Below are 19,636 nucleotides of genomic sequence, written 5' to 3'. Positions count from 1 at the left end.
ACGTAGTAGGAAGTGAGACCACAAACCATGTCTTTTCAAATTGACCGAGGGCTATTTAAGCTGGATTTCACTGACTACTACGCCATCTTGGGAGTCCCAATCAACTCGGACGCTAAGGAGATTCGGAAACGCTATCTTAAAATCGCGCGTAACCTCCATCCAGATAGCTTTTCATCCGAATCTGAGGACGAAAAGCAGCAAGCCACAGAGTTGTTATCCAAGCTCGTTAATCCAGCTTACGAAAAATTATCTCAAGATCGCGAACGAGCTGAATACGAAGTCTTAGTGCGGCTGAAAGGTCAACAAGCTATTAAAGAAAAAGATTCTGTTCAAATCTTTAGTGAAGTAGCAACACAACTCTCTAAAGCTAATGATGTTGACCATGCCTACAAAACGGCACTACAAGAGATAGCAACTAAGCAGTATCAAACTCTAGATCAGATCTTGGAACTGACTGGTCAAATTAGTGAGTTAAATTTTGTCTATCTCCTACGCAAAGGTGGTGCTGTTCCGGGGTCTTCACAGACTAAAAATCAGGCTACCGGGGCTGCAACTTCTAATCAAGCAGGTAAATCTAATCAAGCGGCGAATGCTGCTCCAGCACCTTCTAATGCTTCACAAGCCAAGCCAACCGCTGTAGAACAATATTGCCGTCGGGCCGAAGAACTGATTGTTAGAAACGCTTTTGCTCAAGCAATTTTGGAACTCCGAGATGGTTTGAAATTAGAACCAAATAACAGCCGCTGTCATGGCTTGTTGGGCATGGTGTATTTGAAGCAAAACCAGGCCAAGATGGCTAAGATTCATATTGAGCGAGCACTACAGTTAAATCCGAAAGACGAGATAGCTTTGGAAGCGAAGCAGAAATTAGATAAGCTGTCTGCTGGGACTGGCGGCAAAGCTAAACCAGCCAAGGCTGGTCAGTCTGAGAAACCCCGTGATTCGGGTGGTGGTTTGTTTGGTTTGTTTGGTGGAAAGAAAAAATAATGGTTTATCAACCACCTGCTGGAGCTAGAGATCTCCTGCCACTCGATGTGGCTCAAAAGCGCTGGATTGAGAAGGGTCTACAGCAAGTGTTTCATCGCTGGGGCTATCACCGCATTATTACTTCAACCTTGGAGCGGCTAGACACCCTGATGGCAGGGGGAGCGGTGCAGCGCTCTACGGTGATTCAAGTTCAAGATGCTGAGAATGAGGTGTTGGGGCTACGGCCAGAACTGACAGCTTCGATCGCACGGGCAGCAGTGACTCGGATGGCGGGTGCTACCTATCCCCAACGGCTCTACTACAACGCCAATGTATTTCGACGGGCTGCTCAAGCGAATCACAACCGTCAGCAGGAGTTTTACCAGGCGGGCGTGGAGCTATTGGGCGGCGGTGGCCTAGTCGCAGATGCTGAGATTCTGCTGTTGCTGGCCGACTGCCTGAAGAATCTCGGTCTAGCCCAGTGGCACTTGATATTGGGAGAAGCAGGACTAACGCGATCGCTCCTCTCTCCGTTTCCGAGCCACTTGCAAGACACAGTGCGGCAGGCGATCGCTCATCTAGACCGCATTGCCCTAGAAACTCTCCCTCTCTCGCCAGAACTGCGGGAACGAGCGCTGTTTTTGGTGGATCTGCGCGGTCGCCCAGCGGATGTGCTGCAAAAGGTGTCAAGTTTAGACCTGGATGCGGCTCAGCGTGAAGCGGTAAATAACCTCAAGTCTTTGGTGGAGCTGCTGAGCGATAGTTTTGCTGCACAGCCAGGCCAATCTCCCCTAATTCTCGATCTCAGCTTGATTCAAACCTTCGACTATTACACAGGCATTGTGTTTGAAGTGGTGAGTGAAGCTGAAACTGGGCAGCGCGTGTTGGGCCAGGGTGGCCGATATGACCAGTTGTTAGGTCTGTATCATCCTCAAGGAGAAACGTATCCTGGAATTGGTTTCTCGCTCAATATCGAGGATTTGCATCAAGTGCTGTTGCCCACCGAGCAATTGCCTCAGGAAACACCGAATAGTGATTGGTTGGTGGTGCCAGAAAGCGCTCAAGCTTATACGGCAGCTTTTGCTTATGCCCAAAAGTTGCGGGAGTCGGCTGAGTTGGTGCGGGTTGAGGTAGATTTGGGCGATCGCCACTCCCCAGAAGCGGTGCGGGAATATGCGCGCGATCGCCGGATTGCCCAGGTGGTTTGGATTAAGGTGGATGGTTCTGCTGAGGTAGAGTCACTCACCTAATCTCGTCCTGAATCTTTAGGTTGATCCTGATAGCTTAGAAGAAGCAATCAGATTGATTTGTTTTGCGTTTTTGAGAGAGAGAACACTGTGCCACATACGATTGTTACGAATACTTGTGAAGGCGTTGCCGATTGTGTAGATGCTTGCCCAGTGGCCTGTATTCATGAGGGTCCTGGTAAGAACACGAAAGGGACTGATTGGTATTGGATCGATTTTTCTACCTGTATTGACTGCGGGATTTGTTTGCAGGTTTGTCCGGTGGAGGGGGCGATCGTGCCGGAGGAACGGCCTGATTTGCAGAAGACGCCTTAATTGTTAGTTCCTGACTTGAGGAAGCCGAACCCTTGGGGGCGCTTGCCCCCAAACCCCCGCTGAGGGACGGTTGCGTCCCCCAGGCCCCCTCCAAAAGGGGTTTAATTTAGCTGACAACCTCTAACTTTCTACTCTCTAATCCCTATCCCCTAACTCCTAACGCCTACCCATGACCCATTCTGCTCCTTTGCTTGAAGTTGAAGATGTCTATGCAGGTTATGTGAAGGATCTGAATATTCTGCAAGGCGTGAATATGCGGGTGTATCCGGGGGAATTGGTGGCGGTGATTGGGCCAAATGGGGCGGGTAAGTCTACCCTAGCGAAAACGGTTTTTGGGTTGTTGACGCCAAATAGTGGCAAGATTACGTTCCAGGGGGAGAGTATTGCGGGTCTGAAGTCGAACCAGATTGTGCAGCGGGGCATGTGCTATGTGCCGCAAATTTCTAATGTGTTTCGATCGCTGAGTGTGGATGAAAACTTGGAGATGGGGGCTTTTATCCGCAATGAGCCGTTGGATGCAACCAAGGATCGCATTTACACCATGTTTCCTGACTTGGCAGGGCGGCGGCGGCAGCGGGCGGGCACTCTGTCGGGTGGTCAGCGGCAAATGCTGGCGATGGGGCGAGCGTTGATGCTGCAACCGAGTTTGATGCTGTTGGATGAGCCTTCGGCGGCGCTATCACCGATTTTGGTGAACAACGTGCTGGAGCAAATTAAGCAAATTAACCAGAACGGTACGGCAATCGTGCTGGTGGAGCAAAATGCTCGTAAGGCGCTGGAGATGGCCGATCGCGGTTATGTATTAGAGGCAGGGCGCGATCGCTTTGAAGGTCCAGGACGTGACTTGCTTTATGACCCGAAAGTGGGTGAGCTGTATTTAGGGGCAGGCAAAGCGCACTAAATCTCACTTCATCGCTCAGGTGGGTTGATTCTGACTTAGAATAAATAATCTAGCTCAGCAAAAATTTTTGACGACTGGTTCGTGATTCTGCAACTCGACCCTCATCACATTCAAGCGATCGCGGCTCACGCTGAGCGCACTTACCCGGAGGAGTGCTGCGGTTTGCTGTTGGGGAAATTGGGTTCAGGCTCTAGCGAATCCAGAATGGTGGTCGAAGTTCGTGCCACTGAGAATATTTGGACTCAGGATTTAGGGGACGCGATCGAGTTACCCAGTGATTGGGATGTGACCCAACACAAGCATTTTTGGATTGATCCCCGCGAGATGTTGCAAGTGCAGCGGGAAGCCCGCGATCGCCACCTCGACATTATTGGTGTGTATCACTCCCATCCCGATCATCCTGCCACACCTTCGGAGATGGACCGAATGTGCGCCTGGGCGCACTACTCGTATATTATTGTTTCCGTTCAACACGGTAAAGTTATAGATCTGCGTAGCTGGAGCCTGACCGAAGACCATCGGTTCCAGTCAGAAGATATTTGGATTGCTGAGGCTGCTTAGTTTTAGCCTCTCCCAACTCGCCTATCCCATCTCTCCTTGCATTCATTGCTATGCTCAATCCCAATTTGGATGAGATCCAACTCACAAAAGACGAATACGAACGGTATTCCCGTCACCTGATCCTGCCAGAAGTCAGTCTAGAAGGCCAAAAGCGCCTAAAAGCTGCCAGCGTTCTCTGCATTGGTACGGGTGGTTTGGGTGCGCCGCTGCTACTCTATTTAGCCGCAGCAGGAATTGGCCGCATTGGTATTGTGGACTTTGACGTGGTGGACCACTCAAACCTCCAGCGTCAAGTGATTCACGGTACTTCCTGGGTCGGTAAGCCCAAGATTGAATCAGCCAAGAACCGGATTCTCGAAATCAACCCCAACTGCCAAGTTGATTTGTATGAGACTCGCTTAAGTTCCGAGAACGCCCTCGATATCGTTGCGCCTTACGACATTGTGGTGGATGGCACCGATAACTTCCCCACTCGTTACTTGGTCAACGATGCTTGCGTGTTGCTGAACAAGCCCAACGTCTACGGCTCCATCTATCGCTTTGAAGGCCAAGCGACGGTCTTCAACTACGAAGGTGGCCCCAACTACCGCGACCTCTATCCCGAACCCCCACCGCCAGGACTTGTACCCTCCTGCGCTGAGGGCGGCGTTCTAGGAATTCTGCCTGGAATCATTGGCGTAATTCAAGCCACCGAAACGGTCAAAATCATTCTAGGTAAAGGGACAACGTTGAGCGGTCGTTTGCTGCTTTACAACGCCTTGGAGATGAAATTCCGGGAGTTGAAGCTGCGGCCCAATCCGGTGCGACCCGTAATCGAGAAGCTGGTAGATTACGAAGAGTTCTGTGGCATTCCCCAAGCTAAGGCAGCGGAAGCCCAGCAACAAGCGGAAATCCCTGAAATGACGGTGCAAGACCTGAAGCAACTGCTCGACAGCGGTGCTGATGACTTCGTGCTGATCGATGTCCGCAACCCGAATGAGTACGAAATTGCTCAGATTCCTGGCGCGATTTTGGTGCCTCTCCCCGACATTGAAAGCGGCGAAGGCGTGATTAAAGTCAAAGAAGCCCTGAATGGTCATCGTTTGATCGCTCATTGCAAAATGGGCGGGCGATCGGCTAAGGCTCTCGGCATCCTGAAGCAAGCAGGCATCACTGGAACCAATGTGAAGGGTGGTATTCAAGCTTGGAGTCGGGAAATCGATCCTTCTGTGCCTGAATATTAAACGCCTGAGTTCTCAACTCTTCGCAATTTACTAAATCATCGCCTCCTCACTTCCGCTGCAATCCTTTCTTAGAGTTTGGATTAGCCGAGGTAGAGGGGGCGATCGCTTTTTTGCTAACTCGTTTTCCCGAATCTGTCTGCTAGTGACGATCGTTACTTTCCTAGCACCAAACTCGTGCATTAATGTTAATTGTCCATTGTGATTAGCTTTCTAGAGCTGAAACTCAACTAACGCTACATTGAGTGCAATGGACCTTGATTTATCTATCTGGGGATCAATCTCTACACTGGATACTTAAACCAGGTTTCTGAAATTTGTCCCGACTGTAAAAAACAAAAATTTTGTGCTAAAAAATGCCGTTTCACGACTGACAATTTAATTTGTCTCCCAAGATGGATGGCGGGGATCGCCCAGTAGCTCTACCTTAGAGTTCAGAGAACCTAAGTTTTTAGCTTTTGCTTCAGACATCCTTAAATCCCAGGCCAGGGGTAACAGACCGAATAGCTAAGACTAATTGAATGAACCAATTAAGCTCAGCCCTTGTATTTCTTTAATTAACAATTTTTAAACTGTTTGGAGAGCTAAGTGCCATGAATAGCGATGTTAATAAGTGCCCTTATTGCGATAGTCCTTTGCTACGGCACGCGCGTCAAAAAGGAGTCTATTGGTTCTGCACCTCCTGCTGGCAAGAAGTCCCTTCCCTATCTAGTGCAGTTCTGCGAAGTGAGACTCCTATGACTGCTTTAACCCCGAACAAAGCAACCTCTGCTTATCGCTCTGGACAATAAAAGAGATTTTTAGGCAGACCGAGTTTGAGTCGCATAGAGCCATTAGCCCTGTCTTTAGTATTAAGGCAGGGTTTTCTGTTGAGCCAGCAGGCAGATTGCTGGAACCCAATCTTGTAAGATTGAGAGAAATCAAGGGTTTTAGGCAATTCCTGTGCTAGCAGCTCTCCTCTACGGTCAAGAAGATTTACGGTTAGAACAAGTCCCCGATCCCACGCCCGCACCTGGAGAAGTGGTGATTCAAGTGGCAGCCGCAACCACTTGTGGCACAGACCTCAAAGTCTGGCGACGGGGAGGTCATGCCCGAATGCTGCGTCCTCCAACTCTATTTGGCCATGAAGCTGCTGGGGAGATTGTGGCCATTGGGTTAGGGGTGACAGGCTGGAAGATTGGCGATCGCGTAGTGGCCAATAACTCCGCCCCTTGCCTCAACTGCTTTTTCTGCCACCGTCAAGAATATTCGCTTTGCCCCAACTTAACGTTTAACAACGGCACCTTTGCGCAGTACCTCAAAATTCCCGCGCCGATTGTCCAGCAAAACTTACTGCCGATTCCGGAAGATTTGCCAGCAGAGTTGGCTGCGATGACCGAGCCTCTAGCTTGTGTTTTGCATGGCGTGGCCCGCTCTAACGTTAAACCTGGCGATCGCGTGGCTTTGCTAGGAGATGGCGCGATCGGACTGATGTTTGTGGCAGCTTTGGCGAACCAAGGCGCAGAAGTGTTTTTGTTTGGGGGTAGTGACTCACGCCTGCAAGTTGGCTCCAAGTTTGGCGCTGCCCAAACTTTCAACTATCGACAAGTGACTGACCTGCCGACAACCGTGCGGGAACTAACCGATGGCTGGGGTGCGGATGTGGTGATTGAAGCGACAGGAGTGCCTGCAGCTTGGGAAACGGCGATCGCCTGTGCTCGTCCAGGAGCGACCGTGAATCTGTTTGGCGGCTGTCCCCGTGATACCACCATTACCGTCAATACCGAGCAGCTTCACTACAGCGAACTAACGCTAAAAGGTGTTTTTCACAATACGCCTCATTATGTCCGGGCGGCTTTGTCCCTGCTAGCTAGTCGCACCGTACCGTTTGAATTATTGATTAGCGATCGCCAACCCCTTGAACAACTTGAACAAGTGTTTCAAGACATGAAAGATCGCAAAGTGATTAAAGTCGCGATCGCAAACTGATATATTTAGGGCGCAAATCGCCAATACTAGGGCATTACCCATTCCCAATTACCTGGGGCGGTTGTCATGTGTCAACAAGAGGCTTGTGATGAGTAGAGTGCAACTGGGAGCTGTTCTGTCTTTTGGATTGATGCTAGTGCTAGGAGGCGGGCGAGCGGAGGCGCTACCTGGGCAAACGACTGAAGAAGTTGGAGCTTGGATTCAAGCTCACCCGACTCTGCGGCCTGCCAGTGGGGAAAAGCTACTGGTGCGTAAGAACGATAGCGCCGCTCAACGGTTTACGTTTCAAGCTTCTGTGCTTGCTCCTGGTAAAGTAATTCCGGCTGGAGACCCCAGTATCATTCGCTCTGAGCGTCTGTCCATCTTTGACATGATCAATGGCGTGACTCGCAATCGCCTAGACGAATCACTGCGAGTGATTTATGGCCTAGATGTGTATCAAGACTACGAGCGTGCCAATCTGGTGTACAGCTATCCCGGAGAAGCCACCGCGTACCAAGCTCGCCGCCGTGCTACCCCTCTGATGTCAGCTTTGCAGGGAGAACTCCGCACGGGCAATCGTTATGCCTATTGGACCGAAATCGCTCAAACGCGAAATGGAAGTGCCTACGCAGGTCACGTTGTGGTTTTTCTTAAGAGTGACCTCAACAAACTAGAAACTGAACTGCGAAATCGCTAGGTTGATCGCCGATGCCTGAGCTAGGCTGATTTCCACTCATCTGAAAAAATATTTTTTACGGCAGTTGAAATTCGCGTAACGTCTTCATCGAGCAGGGGTGGCCAAACCACTCCTAATTTGCGCTGAGAATCGTACTGTCGTCGGCTTTCTAGTGCCAATATATGCAAGGTATAAATTAATTCTCGGTCTAGGCTCGGGGCGGCTCGCAGTGCCTCAAATACCACTTTCAGGGCGAGTAATATGGACGTGACTTGCCCTGGGATTGGCGGTTTTCCTTGCTGGAGACGAGATAAAAACGTATCTTGATTTGGGTTAAGCAATCGCGCTTGATTGATTAAAAAACTACGAGCGGTTTCGTAATCCATGCCGTTCAAAAAATGATAGAGCTTGTCACTGAATTTGCTGATTTAAGGAGTTGGACTTCGATTAAACATCGCTTCTGCCAGGAATGCTGTTTAAGAGTGCCCACCTAAAAACTGCAAAGCAGCGGAATTGCTGTAAAGCTATCGTATCTGGCGATCAATGCCAAGTTCTCAGCAAAACCTGTTACTTAAAAAATCAATAAAGTTAGTTTGAAATTAACATGATCTTCCGGAGCTTTCACCTTAATTGCAGCGGTGCGATCGCGGAAGTTATTGGAAGTTCATTGATTACCTAGGGACATTCATAGACTCTTCACCGTTTCACTATGTTCAAAATTCAGTAATTCGCCCATAACTAGAGTAGACCTGTACTGATTCAGCTCAGTTTCTAGATTTCGTCCCTACTCTCCCTCTTGAATATTGCCGTTTATGAATATCGCCGCTGCAACCATTCCATTTGTCGATCTCACCCTTCAGCACCAACCCATTCAAACTCAGATTGAACAAGCGATCCAAGCAGTAGTGCGGCAGGGAGATTATGTGTTGGGTCAAGCACTGACAGAGTTTGAATTGGCCTTTGCCACTGCTTGTGGCGCTGAGCATGGAATTGGAGTTGCTTGTGGTACCGATGCGATCGCCTTGGGTCTACAGGCCTGTGGCGTTGGGCCAGGTGACGAGGTGATTCTACCAGCCAATACCTTTGTTGCCACGTTGATTGGAGTTTTACGGGCAGGGGCAACTCCAGTCCTGGTGGACTGTGAACTAGAAACAGGGCTGATGGATTTAGCTGCTGCTGCCAAAGCGATCACGCCGAAAACCAAGGTGCTGCTGCCAGTACATCTCTACGGTCAGATGGTGTCGCCTCGGCAGCTTTTAGACTTGGCTGATGCCCATAATTTGCTAATTTTTGAGGACGCCGCTCAAGCTCACCTAGCAGAGCGGGATGGTTACCGAGCTGGCTCTGTGGGCATTGCCGCAGCCTTTAGCTTCTACCCTAGTAAGAACCTAGGAGCCGTAGGAGATGGTGGCATGGTCGTGACGCAAGATGCGAGTGTGGCCCAAACCATGCGATCGCTGCGCAACTACGGAGCACCCCGCAAATATTTTCATACGGAATATGGCACCAACAGCCGCCTAGACACCTTGCAAGCGGCTGTGCTCAATGTGAAGTTGCCTCACTTGGCTGAGTGGAACCGCGATCGCAATCAGATTGCTCAGTACTATGATGCTTTGTTGCAGCCGCTCCACTCAATGGGTTTAGTTCCGGTCACGAATCAAAGTAGCAGTGGTCATGTGTACCACCTCTACGTCCTGCGTGTGCAAGACTGCCCCCTGACTCGTGAGTTAATTCAAGAAGAACTTTCAGCCCAAAATATTCAGACAGGCATTCACTACCCGATTCCCTGCCACTTACAACCTGCTTTTCAAAACTTAGGTTATAAAATGGGTGACTTTCCTCAAGCAGAGCAGCTCTGCCAAGAAATTCTTTCCCTGCCTATGTATCCTGGTTTGACTCCAGCTCAAGTAGAGCGAGTCGTGGCTACCTTGAAAGATTTACTCCAAGCGTATCCTCCGGCGGCCAACACCCAGTTATGTACTCCAGTAATGGCAAACTAAAACCATGCTAATCAGGCGTAAAGTTCCCATTGCGATCGAGCGCTATGTCCTCAATGGCGCAATTCTAGGTCTACTGGCGTTGCTCTACGCTCCCTTACTGTGGCATTGGGTAGATGGCTGGCTCAACAAAAGTATCAGCACTGAACATGAATACTTTAGTCATGGGCTGATTGGCTTACCCTTTGCTGCCTACATTGCCTGGAACCAACAAAACGAGTGGCGGCGCTTACCCGAAGCCAACCATCCGCTCGGAATTGCCTTCTTGAGTTTAGGAGCCGTTTTCTACCTCAGTGGTCTCTCAGATCTAGTCAATTTATCCTTACCTGCCATCTTGGTGGGGTTGTGCTTGTGGCTAAAAGGCATGCCAGGCTTGAAGCTGCAAGGTTTCCCATTGATCTTAGTCCTGCTTGCCACCCCCACTGAGTTACCTTACCTAATTGCGCCCTACACCTTGCCGCTACAACACTTCATTGCCGCGATCGCCGGGTTTATTCTCAATCAGTTTGGGATGGACGTAACGGTTGAGCAGATTTATCTATATGTAGGCGATCGCATTGTGGAAGTAGCGCCCTACTGCGCTGGCTTAAAGATGCTGTTTACCAGCCTCTATGTTGGCCTGATGCTAGTTTACTGGACAGGCACTTGGACATCACGAACCAAAACTAGCTTGTTTTTCCTTGGCACCGTGGTCATTAGTGTCAGCGCCAATATTTTGCGCAACACACTTTTGACCTTTTTTCATGGCACTAGCCAAGAAAAAGCATTTGAGTGGTTGCATGCAGGCTGGGGCGGTGACTTGTATTCTGCCTGTATGCTAGGGCTGACTGTCCTGCTCTTGACCAAAATTGATCAGTTTTTCTCCAGCAACCCTGAAAGTGATGGTGCTGAGGGCGTTGCTGAGTAACACTGTATTCCTACCTTGAGTAATTGCAAAAGTGACTCATTCCCCGGCCATCATGCGGTTCTTACCTAAATCCTTCCAGCAGATGCAGTTACCCAAACTTGCTCTATTACTGCTGTTGTTATTGCTGCTAGGAATTGGAGCCGCCCCCAGCTACTTGACTGGTCACTGGCGGTGGGCTCACCCGCCTAAGGATGCAGCCTTTAAACAACTACGGAATCTAGAGAACACAGAATTAAACTTACCTGGCTGGAAGACCCGGAAGCGACAAACAGTACCCATCGGCGGGCATGAATGGCTAGCTCAAGAGATTGAAGCTGAATCCCTGGTGCTATCACCGCCTCAATCGCTTAATAGTACAGCGAGCCGCTTATCCGCCCCTGAGCCTGCAAGAGCAGTATTACTACTCACCGCTCCTAGAAGTGAAAAAAACCAACCGGAAGTCGAGTGGATGGACATCAATGGGTTTCAGCGCTGGACCACAGACTCAGCTCGGCTGTCCCGATTTACCGTAGACGTAGAAAATTCTGCTGCCGTTAAGTTGGGTTCAGATAGTAAAACTTCAGCAAAGTCTCCCATTCCCGTGAAAGCCCGGTTTTTACGCGGCTGGAATCAACAACAAACCTTTGCGGTTTTGCAATGGTATGCTTGGCCCGCAGGTGGCAGTCCAGCTCCGAGTGATTGGTTTTGGGCTGATCGAGCTGCCCAACTACGGAATGCTCGCCAACCTTGGGTCGCTGTCTGTCTACTGATTCCTATTGAACCTCTCGGTGAGATTGATACTGTTTGGCCTATGGCGGAATCACTCGCTCAAACGGTGCAAGCTGCCTTAATCAAAGGCCCCCTCACGGCTGAGCCGCGATCGCCAGGTAAGTAGTAATAAATACTCTAGGTATGGGAACCGAAAAAATCTCACTTCGTCGTCCTCTCCTAAACTAGGTCAAGTCTCCACTAGACGACCAGCCAAACTCAAAGTTCAATTCTTGCTTTGCCCTAACGTTTTTAGTGACCTCGCTCCAATCGCAATATAAGAACGCTCGCAACTCTTTCAAGCCCTATGTCCCAAGCCTGTTTTCGGATACGTCAGTTTCGTGCCTTCACCCTAACCGGTCTGTACTCCGTCGCAACTACGGCATCGTTTACAGCTCTCTTGTGGGCGGCCAATGCTAGATTTTTGCCAGAGGCAGCAATTGGGCAGACCAATCAACCAGCCAGCGATCGCCAAACTTTACCTACGGTTGTCCCAACAGTTCCGGTTAACCCAGTTGTACAACCGCTGCCTAACTCGTTTCCCCCACCCCCACTATCCAACACCTTCCCAGCCACGCCACCCAACGCCAGAACCCAGTTCGACTTATATCGCTTAGGGCCTGGAGATGGAATTGCTGTAAACGTCAATCGGTTTCCAGATTTGAGTTTCACGGCCAACGTCAACCCCGAAGGTAATATCACCGCACCCTTGCTAGGTACGATTTCTGTCAGGGGTCTCACTTTAGAAGAAGTTCAGGAACGGCTACGGGTTGGCTTTAATCGGTATGTGATCGATCCAATGGTGATCGTCACTTTAGGAAATCAACGCCCGGTGCAAGTAACCATCCTAGGAGAAGTTACCAAGCCAGGTTTCTACCCAGTAGCTGGAGCCCAGCCCCGGATCTCGAACGCCCTACTCGCTGCGGGGGGAGCTACGAATCGAGCCGATTTAAGGGAAGTGCAAGTGCGTCGGACCTTGATTGACGGCACAGTTATTGAACAAAGAGTTGATTTGTTTACTCCCATCGCCAATGGCGGACAACTGCCAGATCTGCGCCTGGAAGACGGAGATGCGATCGTGATCCCTAGACTGGATGTGGGTGAGGACAAGGATTACGACCGTAGCTTGGTCGCTCGTTCTACCCTTGCCAAACAACAAATTACGGTGCGAGTTCTAAGTTATGCCGGTAATGGCATCGGCAACATTAATCTACCCAATGGCAGTACCTTTTTAGATGCTTTAACTGCCATTAGCCCTAATTTGCAGAACGCCAGACTCAAGAAAATTGCTTTGATCCGCTTCGATCAAGAGCAAGGGAAGGCGATCGCCAAAGAATTAAATGGCAAGAAAGCCTTGATGGGTGATGTTTCGCAAAATGTTCCACTTCAAGATAACGATGTCATTATTGTGGGTCGTAATTTGGTGGCTCGAATTACCTACGCTCTCAATACATTTACTCAACCGTTCCGCGATGTCTTAGGATTTCTATTGTTCTTTAGCGAAATCTCCGATAGTGCCAGCGACCTTTTCGGCCCGGGTTCTAACGATGATGACAATAATGACGATGATGATGATTAGGTAACAAAGCGTAGCAAAAGCTGCAATTCACCGGAAATGCTAAGTTACCTTATAAGCTAACCTGCTGTTTCAGCGCCCCCTTCCCATCTACGCGTTTTCCTGCTGCTATGACTCCCCCCTTTGTTAAACGTTATCTCATTGCTCTGGATCGACATAAATGGGCTGGACTTGCGGGTTTTGCCCTGATTATGGGTGCCTCTGTATTGGTGGCAGCCCAACCAGAAGAACCACCGACTTACGTGGCCCAAGGAACGCTAGCGAACAATCGCCCGCCTGTAACCTTTTCTGAGACAGGCACTCAGATCCAAGCTGAGGGACAGGTCCTGAGTCCAGAAATCTTACTAGCAGATAACGTGGTTGAGGCCGCTGCTAAGCAGGTTGATGCTGAGCCAGACGAGGTGCGACGCAATGCAACAGTAGAAGAACCCAAGAAGGAGAAGGGCAAAAACGATAATGCAGGTGCCGGTTCGTTCATCATCACCTATCGTGACGGAAACGATCCTAAGCGGGCGGCTGAAACGGCTAAGGTGCTGATGGATGGCATGGTGGAGCAGAGCCGCCTCATTAATACAGCACGCTTACGGGCGATCATTCAGGAACTGAATCAGCGTCTACCCCAAGCAACTAAAGACCTCAGAACCGCGGAACAGCAGCTAGAGCAGTACGACCGGAGAGAAGGTCCTGCCCTAGTAGCGGCTCAGAATGGCAATGTGATTACAGCGATTCAAAATGCCGAGGAGCAGCAACGGCAACTCCGCTTGGCAATGGAAGGAACGATGGCTCAAATGCGGAGCCTACAACAAAGATTAGGGCTGAATCCTGAGCAGGCCTATGCCTCTTCTGCCCTCAGTGCCGATCCAATCATTGCCAATTTGCGATCGCAGCTTTATCAAAACGAATCCCAGATAGCGCTGCTTAGTCAGTCATTGCGGCCCGAACACCCAACGATGATCGAGTTGCGAAATCAGCAACAAGCCTATGAAACATTGTTGCAACAACGCGCCGGTGAAGTCGTAGGTGGCAACCAAGTTGCAGCTCCCTTAGTCGGTGGCAACCAAATTCGCAGAGATAGTAGCTTGGACCCAGCTAGGCAGCAGCTAGCCAACCAACTTACTAATTTGCAAACTCAACTAGATACAATGCGGCAGCAGATGGCGTCGGCAGCTCGCACCGAGCAAGAAATGCGCCGTGAATATGCAGTTCTACCAAACAAACAGCTAGAGCGCACTCGCCTAGAACAACAAACAATTCTAAAGCGCACCTTTTACGACCGGATGCAGGCTGCTTTGGTAGATGCCAAGGCCGCTGAAGCAGAAACCGCTAGTAGCTTGACGATCGCGAAAGCGCCAGAGGTGTCTCAGGATGCCAAACCTGCGAAAAATGCTCCTTTAACGCTCGGCATTGGGGCGCTAGTCGGGTTGATCGTGGGTGGTGGATTAATCTTGCTGCTGGATTCCCTGGAAGGCAAGTTCTACACCCTCGAAGACGTGCGAGAAGCATTGCGTCAGCGAGAAATTGCGATTTTGGGTGTCTTGCCGCTACTACCCAACCTTGATCCTTATAGCGACGACATTCCCGTTGTGGTCGATCCTGAGTCTCCTTATGCGGACTTTTATGAGCGGCTGCGAAGTAATCTACGCCGTGCCGAAGGTAAGACGTTAAAGGTCATTTTAGTGACGAGTGTGGTAGGTCAAGAAGGCAAGACTTTGAGTGCTTATAACTTAGCGATCGCCTCCGCTAGAGCTGGCAGACGAACTCTACTAGTAGAAGCAGATTTGCGGTCACCTTCCCAAGCCAAGTCTCTCAAAGTCGCTCCTGACCCAGACAGCGCGATCGAGCCACTACGCTACTACGGACAATTCGGTGACTGCATCCGCTTGGTTCCCGATGTCGAAAACCTCTATATCGTTCCTAGCCCTGGCCCCCAGCGTCAAGCCGCTGCCATTTTGGAGTCAAGCGAAATTCGTCGCCTCCTAGAGGATGTGCGGGGTCGCTTCGATATGGTGATTCTCGACACCCCTTCACTCAGCCTCTGCAATGATGCCCTCCTTCTAGAACCCTATAGCGATGGCATGCTATTGGTGACTCGGCCAGGTTATACCGAAGACAGCCTGCTAGCTGAAGCTACTGACCAGTTAGCGGAGTCAGATTTCCGGCTGCTTGGAGCCATCATCAATGGGGTAGACATCCCTGTACAGTCAGTTGAACCCTTACTCGATGAGGAATTGACTGCTCATGCACTTGGCGAGGACATGGCTGAAGACTTAGGAGAAGTAGCCACTAGCACCAGAGACTACCGCTAGTTCTTGCTAACTTTCAAGAATTTAGAGCTTTTTTGAAACCTCTGTAGCTTTTAGGACTCTCCATCCTGCTACAGAGGTAAGCTATTAGTTGAGGTAGTTGAAGCAAAATCAGTAAGAACTTTGACCTTAGAGTGGTCGGTTATCGGCAAGAACTCTACTGCACTGCTCAACTCACTAAACTCGTTAAATCTTAATTTAATCTCCGTAAAAAGCCCGATTTCCCGATCGGGACAATTGCACATACTGATAAGCATGGCACTCCACCCGATCAATTTATAAACTCTTCACAAGCGGATAGACATCTAATTTCGGTAGGGTTCAGCACAGGAATTGAATCCCAGATATTAAGCTGACCCCTAAATGCTCACCCGCTTAACTTGACTGGGTTTATCTACCCCCCTTTAACATGAGGTTTCCAGTGAACGGTCTTGACCTAGAACGACCTAAAATTCTGGTCGTAGATGACCACCCAGCAAGTCGGATGACTGCTGTGGCCCTGCTCTCAGTGGAAGGATATGACGTTTTAGAAGCAGACAGTGGCCCAGCAGCTTTGACTTGTGTCACTGAGGGCAATCCTGACTTGATTCTCCTGGATGTAATGATGCCAGGAATGGATGGCTTTGAAGTCTGTCGTCGCTTAAAACAAGATGAGCAAACCCGACTCACCCCAGTTATTTTTATTACCGCCCTAAACGATCGACGAGCTCGTTTAAAAGGGATTGAGGCAGGGGGGGATGATTTTCTCACGAAGCCATTTGACCAATTAGAACTATCGGCTCGTGTGAAATCTTTGGTGGGTCAGAAGCGCCTGAACGAAGACTTAGACCACGCAGAGCAAGTCCTTTTTTCCATTGCTCGCACTGTAGAGAGCCGCGACCCTAACACTGGCGACCACTGCGAACGGCTAGTGATGCGGGTTAAAGCCTTTGGAGAATACCTAAATCTATCTCGGAGTGAGGTGCGAGACCTGATGTGGGGCGGGTACCTGCACGACATCGGAAAAGTTGGAATTCCAGATGCCGTCTTGCTCAAAACAGCGGGCTTTACCTCCGAAGAATGGGAAGTGATGAAGCAGCATGTGCTGATTGGAGAACGAATCTGTCAGCCACTGAGAACGATGCGGGGTGTGTTGCCAATTATTCGTAATCACCATGAGCGCTGGAACGGCTCAGGCTACCCAGATGGGCTGGTGGGTGACGACATTCCCTTGCTGGTGCAGGTCTTTCAATTGATTGATATCTACGATGCCCTGACTCACGAGCGACCTTACAAGCGAGCTTATACCCCAGAAGAAGCTCTCGCTATTTTGCTGGAGGAGAGAGATAGAGGCTGGCGGAATCCTAAGTTAGTGCAGCAGTTTCAGGACTTTATCCATCAAAGTGAGATTAAGCCGTTGCTCTCAGTGCCTCGAACTGAAGTGGTTGCTCACCCTGTAGAATCACCTGTGAGTTAATCGTGTAGAACCGCGGTATACTCCGGTGGAACAGATGGAATCTGAAGGGAATGGTAGCGGTAGCAATCTTAGCGGCTGGACGTGGAACACGCATGAAGTCGAACCTACCCAAGGTTTTGCATGGTCTGGGTGGGCGATCGCTGGTGGAACGGGTTCTGAATAGTTTGTCTGATATTGAGCCATCTCGACGAATCATTATCGTCGGCTATCAAGGGCATCTTGTCCAGGAAGCTTTAGCATCTTTTAGCGATGTCGAGTTTGTGGAACAGGCAGAGCAAAAGGGCACAGGGCATGCAATTCAGCAGCTGTTGCCTCATCTAGCAGGGTTCCAAGATGACTTGCTGGTGCTGAATGGAGATGTGCCACTTCTGCGGCCAGAAACATTGCAACAGTTGTTAAAAACACATCAGCAGCACCAAAATGCCGCCACAATTTTGACGGCTCAACTGCCCAATCCTAAAGGATATGGGCGGGTTTTCTGCGATAGCCAAAACATTGTGAAGCAAATTGTAGAAGACCGAGACTGTAGTCCTGCCCAGAAGCAAAATCATCGCATCAATGCGGGAGTCTACTGCTTCCGGTGGCCTGACCTAGAGCGGATACTGCCCCAGCTCAAAGCAAACAACGACCAACAAGAGTACTACCTGACAGACACCGTAAGCTTCCTAGAGCCAGTCATGTCGGTAGATGTAGAAGATTATCAAGAAATTTTGGGCATCAATGATCGTAAGCAGTTGGCGGGCGCTTATGAGATTTTGCAGGCCAGGGTAAAAGACGATTGGATGGCTGCCGGAGTCACATTGGTAGATCCAGACAGCATCACCATCGATGAAACCGTACAGATTGAACCGGATGTAGTGATTGAACCCCAAACCCACTTGCGCGGCAAAACCACCATTCGTGCAGGCGCTCGTATTGGCCCTGGTAGCTTGATTGAGAACAGCGAGATTGGTGAGAATGTAACAGCGCTCTACTCAGTCGTGACGGACAGCACCGTGAAATCTGGGGCTCGGATTGGTCCTTATGCTCATCTCCGGGGCCATGTGGAAGTAGGCTCTGGCTGCCGTATTGGTAACTTTGTCGAGATCAAGAGCAGTACTGTGGGCGATCGCACCAACGTAGCTCACCTGTCTTACATCGGTAACGCGACGCTAGGTGAACGAGTGAATATTGGTGCGGGAACGATTACCGCCAACTACGACGGAGTGAACAAGCATCCGACCGTGATTGGCGATCGCACCAAGACAGGCTCCAATAGCGTACTAGTAGCTCCCGTCACCTTGGGGGCAGATGTCACTGTGGCAGCAGGTTCCGTCGTGACCAAAGATGTCTCCGATGATTCGCTGGTGATTGCCCGTGCCCGTCAGGTAACGAGAGCAGGTTGGCGGATGAAACCGCAGGCTGAAAGTGAGGAGTAAGGAGTGAGGGGTAAGGAGTCTGAAGTCTTGACTTCCTTCATCTTTCCCCCCACTCCTTACTCCCCGCCTCTCTTCACGTCGTACCTACCACCATTCCAGACGCTAATTCTAAGGTATCTCCGATGCGATCGCCGTTGTGATAGGCAGCCAAAAGTACGTCACTGGTTTTGCCCCAAGCGATCGCACCATTGGCATCAATTCCAATGGCACCCAAGTCGCGCTGATTTTGTTGAGACTCAGTAAAGGAGCGCTCAAAGGCAGCTTGTAGGGGTAAGCCGTCGGTAACCCGCACGACAATCCGCGCGGCGAGGCACTCGTCAATAATGTCTTCCCCAATGCCAGTACAGCTAATGGCTGCATGAGTGGTGGCGTAGTTGCCCGCAGGCATGGCAGAATCGCTGACTCGGCCCACCCGCTCGAAACCTTTGCCCCCGGTTGAGGTGCCAGCTACTAGATGACCTTGGTTGTCGAGCGCGACCACTCCAATCGTGCCGCGCCCCGCATTGCTATCGGCAACAAGTTCCTCTGCGACGACACCCGCCATTGTTTTGGAAAAGTTGCCTTGCCGCTCCTGAATCCACTCTTGTAGCCGTAGCTCCGTTAAAGGCTCATGAGGAGGAATTTGCAGTTCGCGTAGTAATTCAGCAGCTCCATAATCAGAAAGCACGCGATCGGCAGCGCTTTGTAAGGTTTCAGCCAGATTGATTGGATTTTTTACCCGAGAAACGTTAATCACACCACTAAAGCGTTGAGTTGCGCCATCCATGAGCGCTGCACTCATGCGAATTTGACCATCGGATTGCAGCACCGAGCCAGTGCCAGCATTAAAACGGGGATGGTTTTCTAGAAGCTGACAACCCCGAACCACAGCAGTTTGGGCGCTGGCTCCTTGATTGAGGAGGCCATAAACTTCTTCCACGATGCCGTAAAGAATTTGTCGTAATGCGTCTGCTCCTCCCTTACCTTTCAAGGAGCTACCTGCTCCTCCATGAATAATTAGCTTTGGCTGCACCCGTGACATAACTAGCACCTTTATTAAATTAGATAAGACTCAACTGGCTCAAACTGGCGAAACTGGCGCGATCGCTAGCCCACCCGACAACTCCACGATCTATGAATCTAGCGACTGAGCTTGACTACGACGACGGCGACACCGCTCTGAACAGTATTTGACTTCATCCCAGCAGCCTTCCCACTTCTTTCTCCAGGTAAAGGGACGTTGGCAAACCGGACAAATTTTAGTCGGTAAATCGGACTTAGAGCGAGCACGTCCCATAGTTAAAGCATCTAGAAATCAAACGGTGAGCCGTAGGGTACGGTTGTAGATTAGGCTGTTTTAGGAAATAACCTATAACTCCAGGCTTAGTCTACTAAAACCTTGGCTACTTACCCTCTA

At 50.1% G+C, this 19,636-nt stretch carries 18 protein-coding genes; 15 read left to right on the top strand and 3 right to left on the bottom strand.

Features of this window, described 5'->3' with window-relative positions; genetic code table 11:
- The first annotated feature begins 27 nt into the window (after nucleotides 1-27).
- The 8 genes from NDA01_RS02385 to NDA01_RS02350 all read left to right on the top strand — a co-directional run bounded on the left by NDA01_RS02385 (nucleotide 28) and on the right by NDA01_RS02350 (nucleotide 7,857).
- On the top strand, nucleotides 28-987 hold the full coding sequence (locus NDA01_RS02385; RefSeq protein ID WP_348226731.1) for a J domain-containing protein: 960 nt from the start codon (nucleotides 28-30) through the stop codon (nucleotides 985-987).
- On the top strand, nucleotides 987-2,216 hold the full coding sequence (locus NDA01_RS02380; RefSeq protein WP_348226730.1) for an ATP phosphoribosyltransferase regulatory subunit: 1,230 nt from the start codon (nucleotides 987-989) through the stop codon (nucleotides 2,214-2,216). Before NDA01_RS02385 ends, NDA01_RS02380 begins: the two co-directional genes overlap by 1 nt.
- Nucleotides 2,217-2,303: 87 nt before the next feature.
- Nucleotides 2,304-2,528, top strand: a complete 225-nt coding sequence (locus NDA01_RS02375; RefSeq protein WP_190414753.1) for a 4Fe-4S dicluster domain-containing protein — start codon at nucleotides 2,304-2,306, stop codon at nucleotides 2,526-2,528.
- A 169-nt stretch (nucleotides 2,529-2,697) separates the two neighbouring features.
- The gene (locus NDA01_RS02370; protein ID WP_190554696.1) at nucleotides 2,698-3,429 is read left to right on the top strand and encodes an ABC transporter ATP-binding protein; all 732 of its coding nucleotides are present in this window, start codon (nucleotides 2,698-2,700) and stop codon (nucleotides 3,427-3,429) included.
- Between the two features lie 81 nt (nucleotides 3,430-3,510).
- Nucleotides 3,511-3,990: a M67 family metallopeptidase gene (locus NDA01_RS02365; RefSeq protein WP_348226729.1), complete on the top strand. Its 480-nt coding sequence runs from the start codon at nucleotides 3,511-3,513 to the stop codon at nucleotides 3,988-3,990.
- Between the two features lie 50 nt (nucleotides 3,991-4,040).
- Entirely contained in the window at nucleotides 4,041-5,213 is a 1,173-nt protein-coding gene (gene moeB / locus NDA01_RS02360; protein ID WP_348226728.1) for a molybdopterin-synthase adenylyltransferase MoeB, read from the top strand.
- Nucleotides 5,214-6,152: 939 nt separating this feature from the next.
- On the top strand, nucleotides 6,153-7,178 hold the full coding sequence (locus tag NDA01_RS02355) for a zinc-dependent alcohol dehydrogenase (protein WP_348226727.1): 1,026 nt from the start codon (nucleotides 6,153-6,155) through the stop codon (nucleotides 7,176-7,178).
- Between the two features lie 88 nt (nucleotides 7,179-7,266).
- Nucleotides 7,267-7,857 (top strand): hypothetical protein, encoded by a 591-nt coding sequence (locus NDA01_RS02350; protein WP_190433770.1) that lies wholly within the window; start codon nucleotides 7,267-7,269, stop codon nucleotides 7,855-7,857.
- 20 nt (nucleotides 7,858-7,877) lie between these two features.
- Here the strand turns inward: NDA01_RS02350 and NDA01_RS02345 are convergent, their stop codons facing one another.
- The gene (locus NDA01_RS02345) at nucleotides 7,878-8,222 is read right to left on the bottom strand and encodes a Dethiobiotin synthetase (RefSeq protein ID WP_348226726.1); all 345 of its coding nucleotides are present in this window, start codon (nucleotides 8,220-8,222) and stop codon (nucleotides 7,878-7,880) included.
- Nucleotides 8,223-8,648: 426 nt separating this feature from the next.
- On the opposite strand from NDA01_RS02345, the gene NDA01_RS02340 reads away from it, so the two are divergent.
- The 7 genes from NDA01_RS02340 to glmU all read left to right on the top strand — a co-directional run bounded on the left by NDA01_RS02340 (nucleotide 8,649) and on the right by glmU (nucleotide 18,240).
- Entirely contained in the window at nucleotides 8,649-9,836 is a 1,188-nt protein-coding gene (locus NDA01_RS02340) for a DegT/DnrJ/EryC1/StrS family aminotransferase (protein ID WP_348226725.1), read from the top strand.
- A gap of 4 nt (nucleotides 9,837-9,840) precedes the next feature.
- Entirely contained in the window at nucleotides 9,841-10,740 is a 900-nt protein-coding gene (crtB, locus tag NDA01_RS02335; protein WP_348226724.1) for a cyanoexosortase B, read from the top strand.
- Between the two features lie 31 nt (nucleotides 10,741-10,771).
- Nucleotides 10,772-11,614 carry a cyanoexosortase B system-associated protein gene (locus NDA01_RS02330; protein WP_348226723.1) on the top strand — a complete coding sequence of 281 codons (843 nt, stop codon included), beginning with the start codon at nucleotides 10,772-10,774 and terminating at the stop codon, nucleotides 11,612-11,614.
- A gap of 180 nt (nucleotides 11,615-11,794) precedes the next feature.
- A complete protein-coding gene (locus NDA01_RS02325) occupies nucleotides 11,795-13,066 on the top strand; it encodes a polysaccharide biosynthesis/export family protein (protein WP_190554687.1) in 1,272 nt (423 codons plus the stop codon).
- A gap of 107 nt (nucleotides 13,067-13,173) precedes the next feature.
- The gene (locus NDA01_RS02320; RefSeq protein WP_190433775.1) at nucleotides 13,174-15,369 is read left to right on the top strand and encodes a GumC family protein; all 2,196 of its coding nucleotides are present in this window, start codon (nucleotides 13,174-13,176) and stop codon (nucleotides 15,367-15,369) included.
- 418 nt (nucleotides 15,370-15,787) lie between these two features.
- Nucleotides 15,788-16,822 (top strand): HD domain-containing phosphohydrolase, encoded by a 1,035-nt coding sequence (locus tag NDA01_RS02315; RefSeq protein WP_190433776.1) that lies wholly within the window; start codon nucleotides 15,788-15,790, stop codon nucleotides 16,820-16,822.
- Nucleotides 16,823-16,872: 50 nt separating this feature from the next.
- Nucleotides 16,873-18,240: a bifunctional UDP-N-acetylglucosamine diphosphorylase/glucosamine-1-phosphate N-acetyltransferase GlmU gene (gene glmU, locus NDA01_RS02310; RefSeq protein ID WP_348226722.1), complete on the top strand. Its 1,368-nt coding sequence runs from the start codon at nucleotides 16,873-16,875 to the stop codon at nucleotides 18,238-18,240.
- 73 nt (nucleotides 18,241-18,313) lie between these two features.
- Here glmU and NDA01_RS02305 read toward each other — a convergent pair whose 3' ends face one another.
- The gene (locus tag NDA01_RS02305) at nucleotides 18,314-19,261 is read right to left on the bottom strand and encodes an isoaspartyl peptidase/L-asparaginase (RefSeq protein WP_348226721.1); all 948 of its coding nucleotides are present in this window, start codon (nucleotides 19,259-19,261) and stop codon (nucleotides 18,314-18,316) included.
- Nucleotides 19,262-19,351: 90 nt separating this feature from the next.
- Entirely contained in the window at nucleotides 19,352-19,516 is a 165-nt protein-coding gene (locus NDA01_RS02300) for a DUF2256 domain-containing protein (RefSeq protein WP_348226720.1), read from the bottom strand.
- Between the last annotated feature and the right edge of the window lie 120 nt (nucleotides 19,517-19,636).

Origin of the sequence: Trichocoleus desertorum AS-A10, from assembly GCF_039962155.1 — a bacterium.
Lineage (GTDB): Bacteria > Cyanobacteriota > Cyanobacteriia > FACHB-46 > FACHB-46 > Trichocoleus.
The sequence above is the reverse complement of the archived record's forward strand: the minus strand, read 5'-3'. Positions and strand labels throughout refer to the sequence as shown.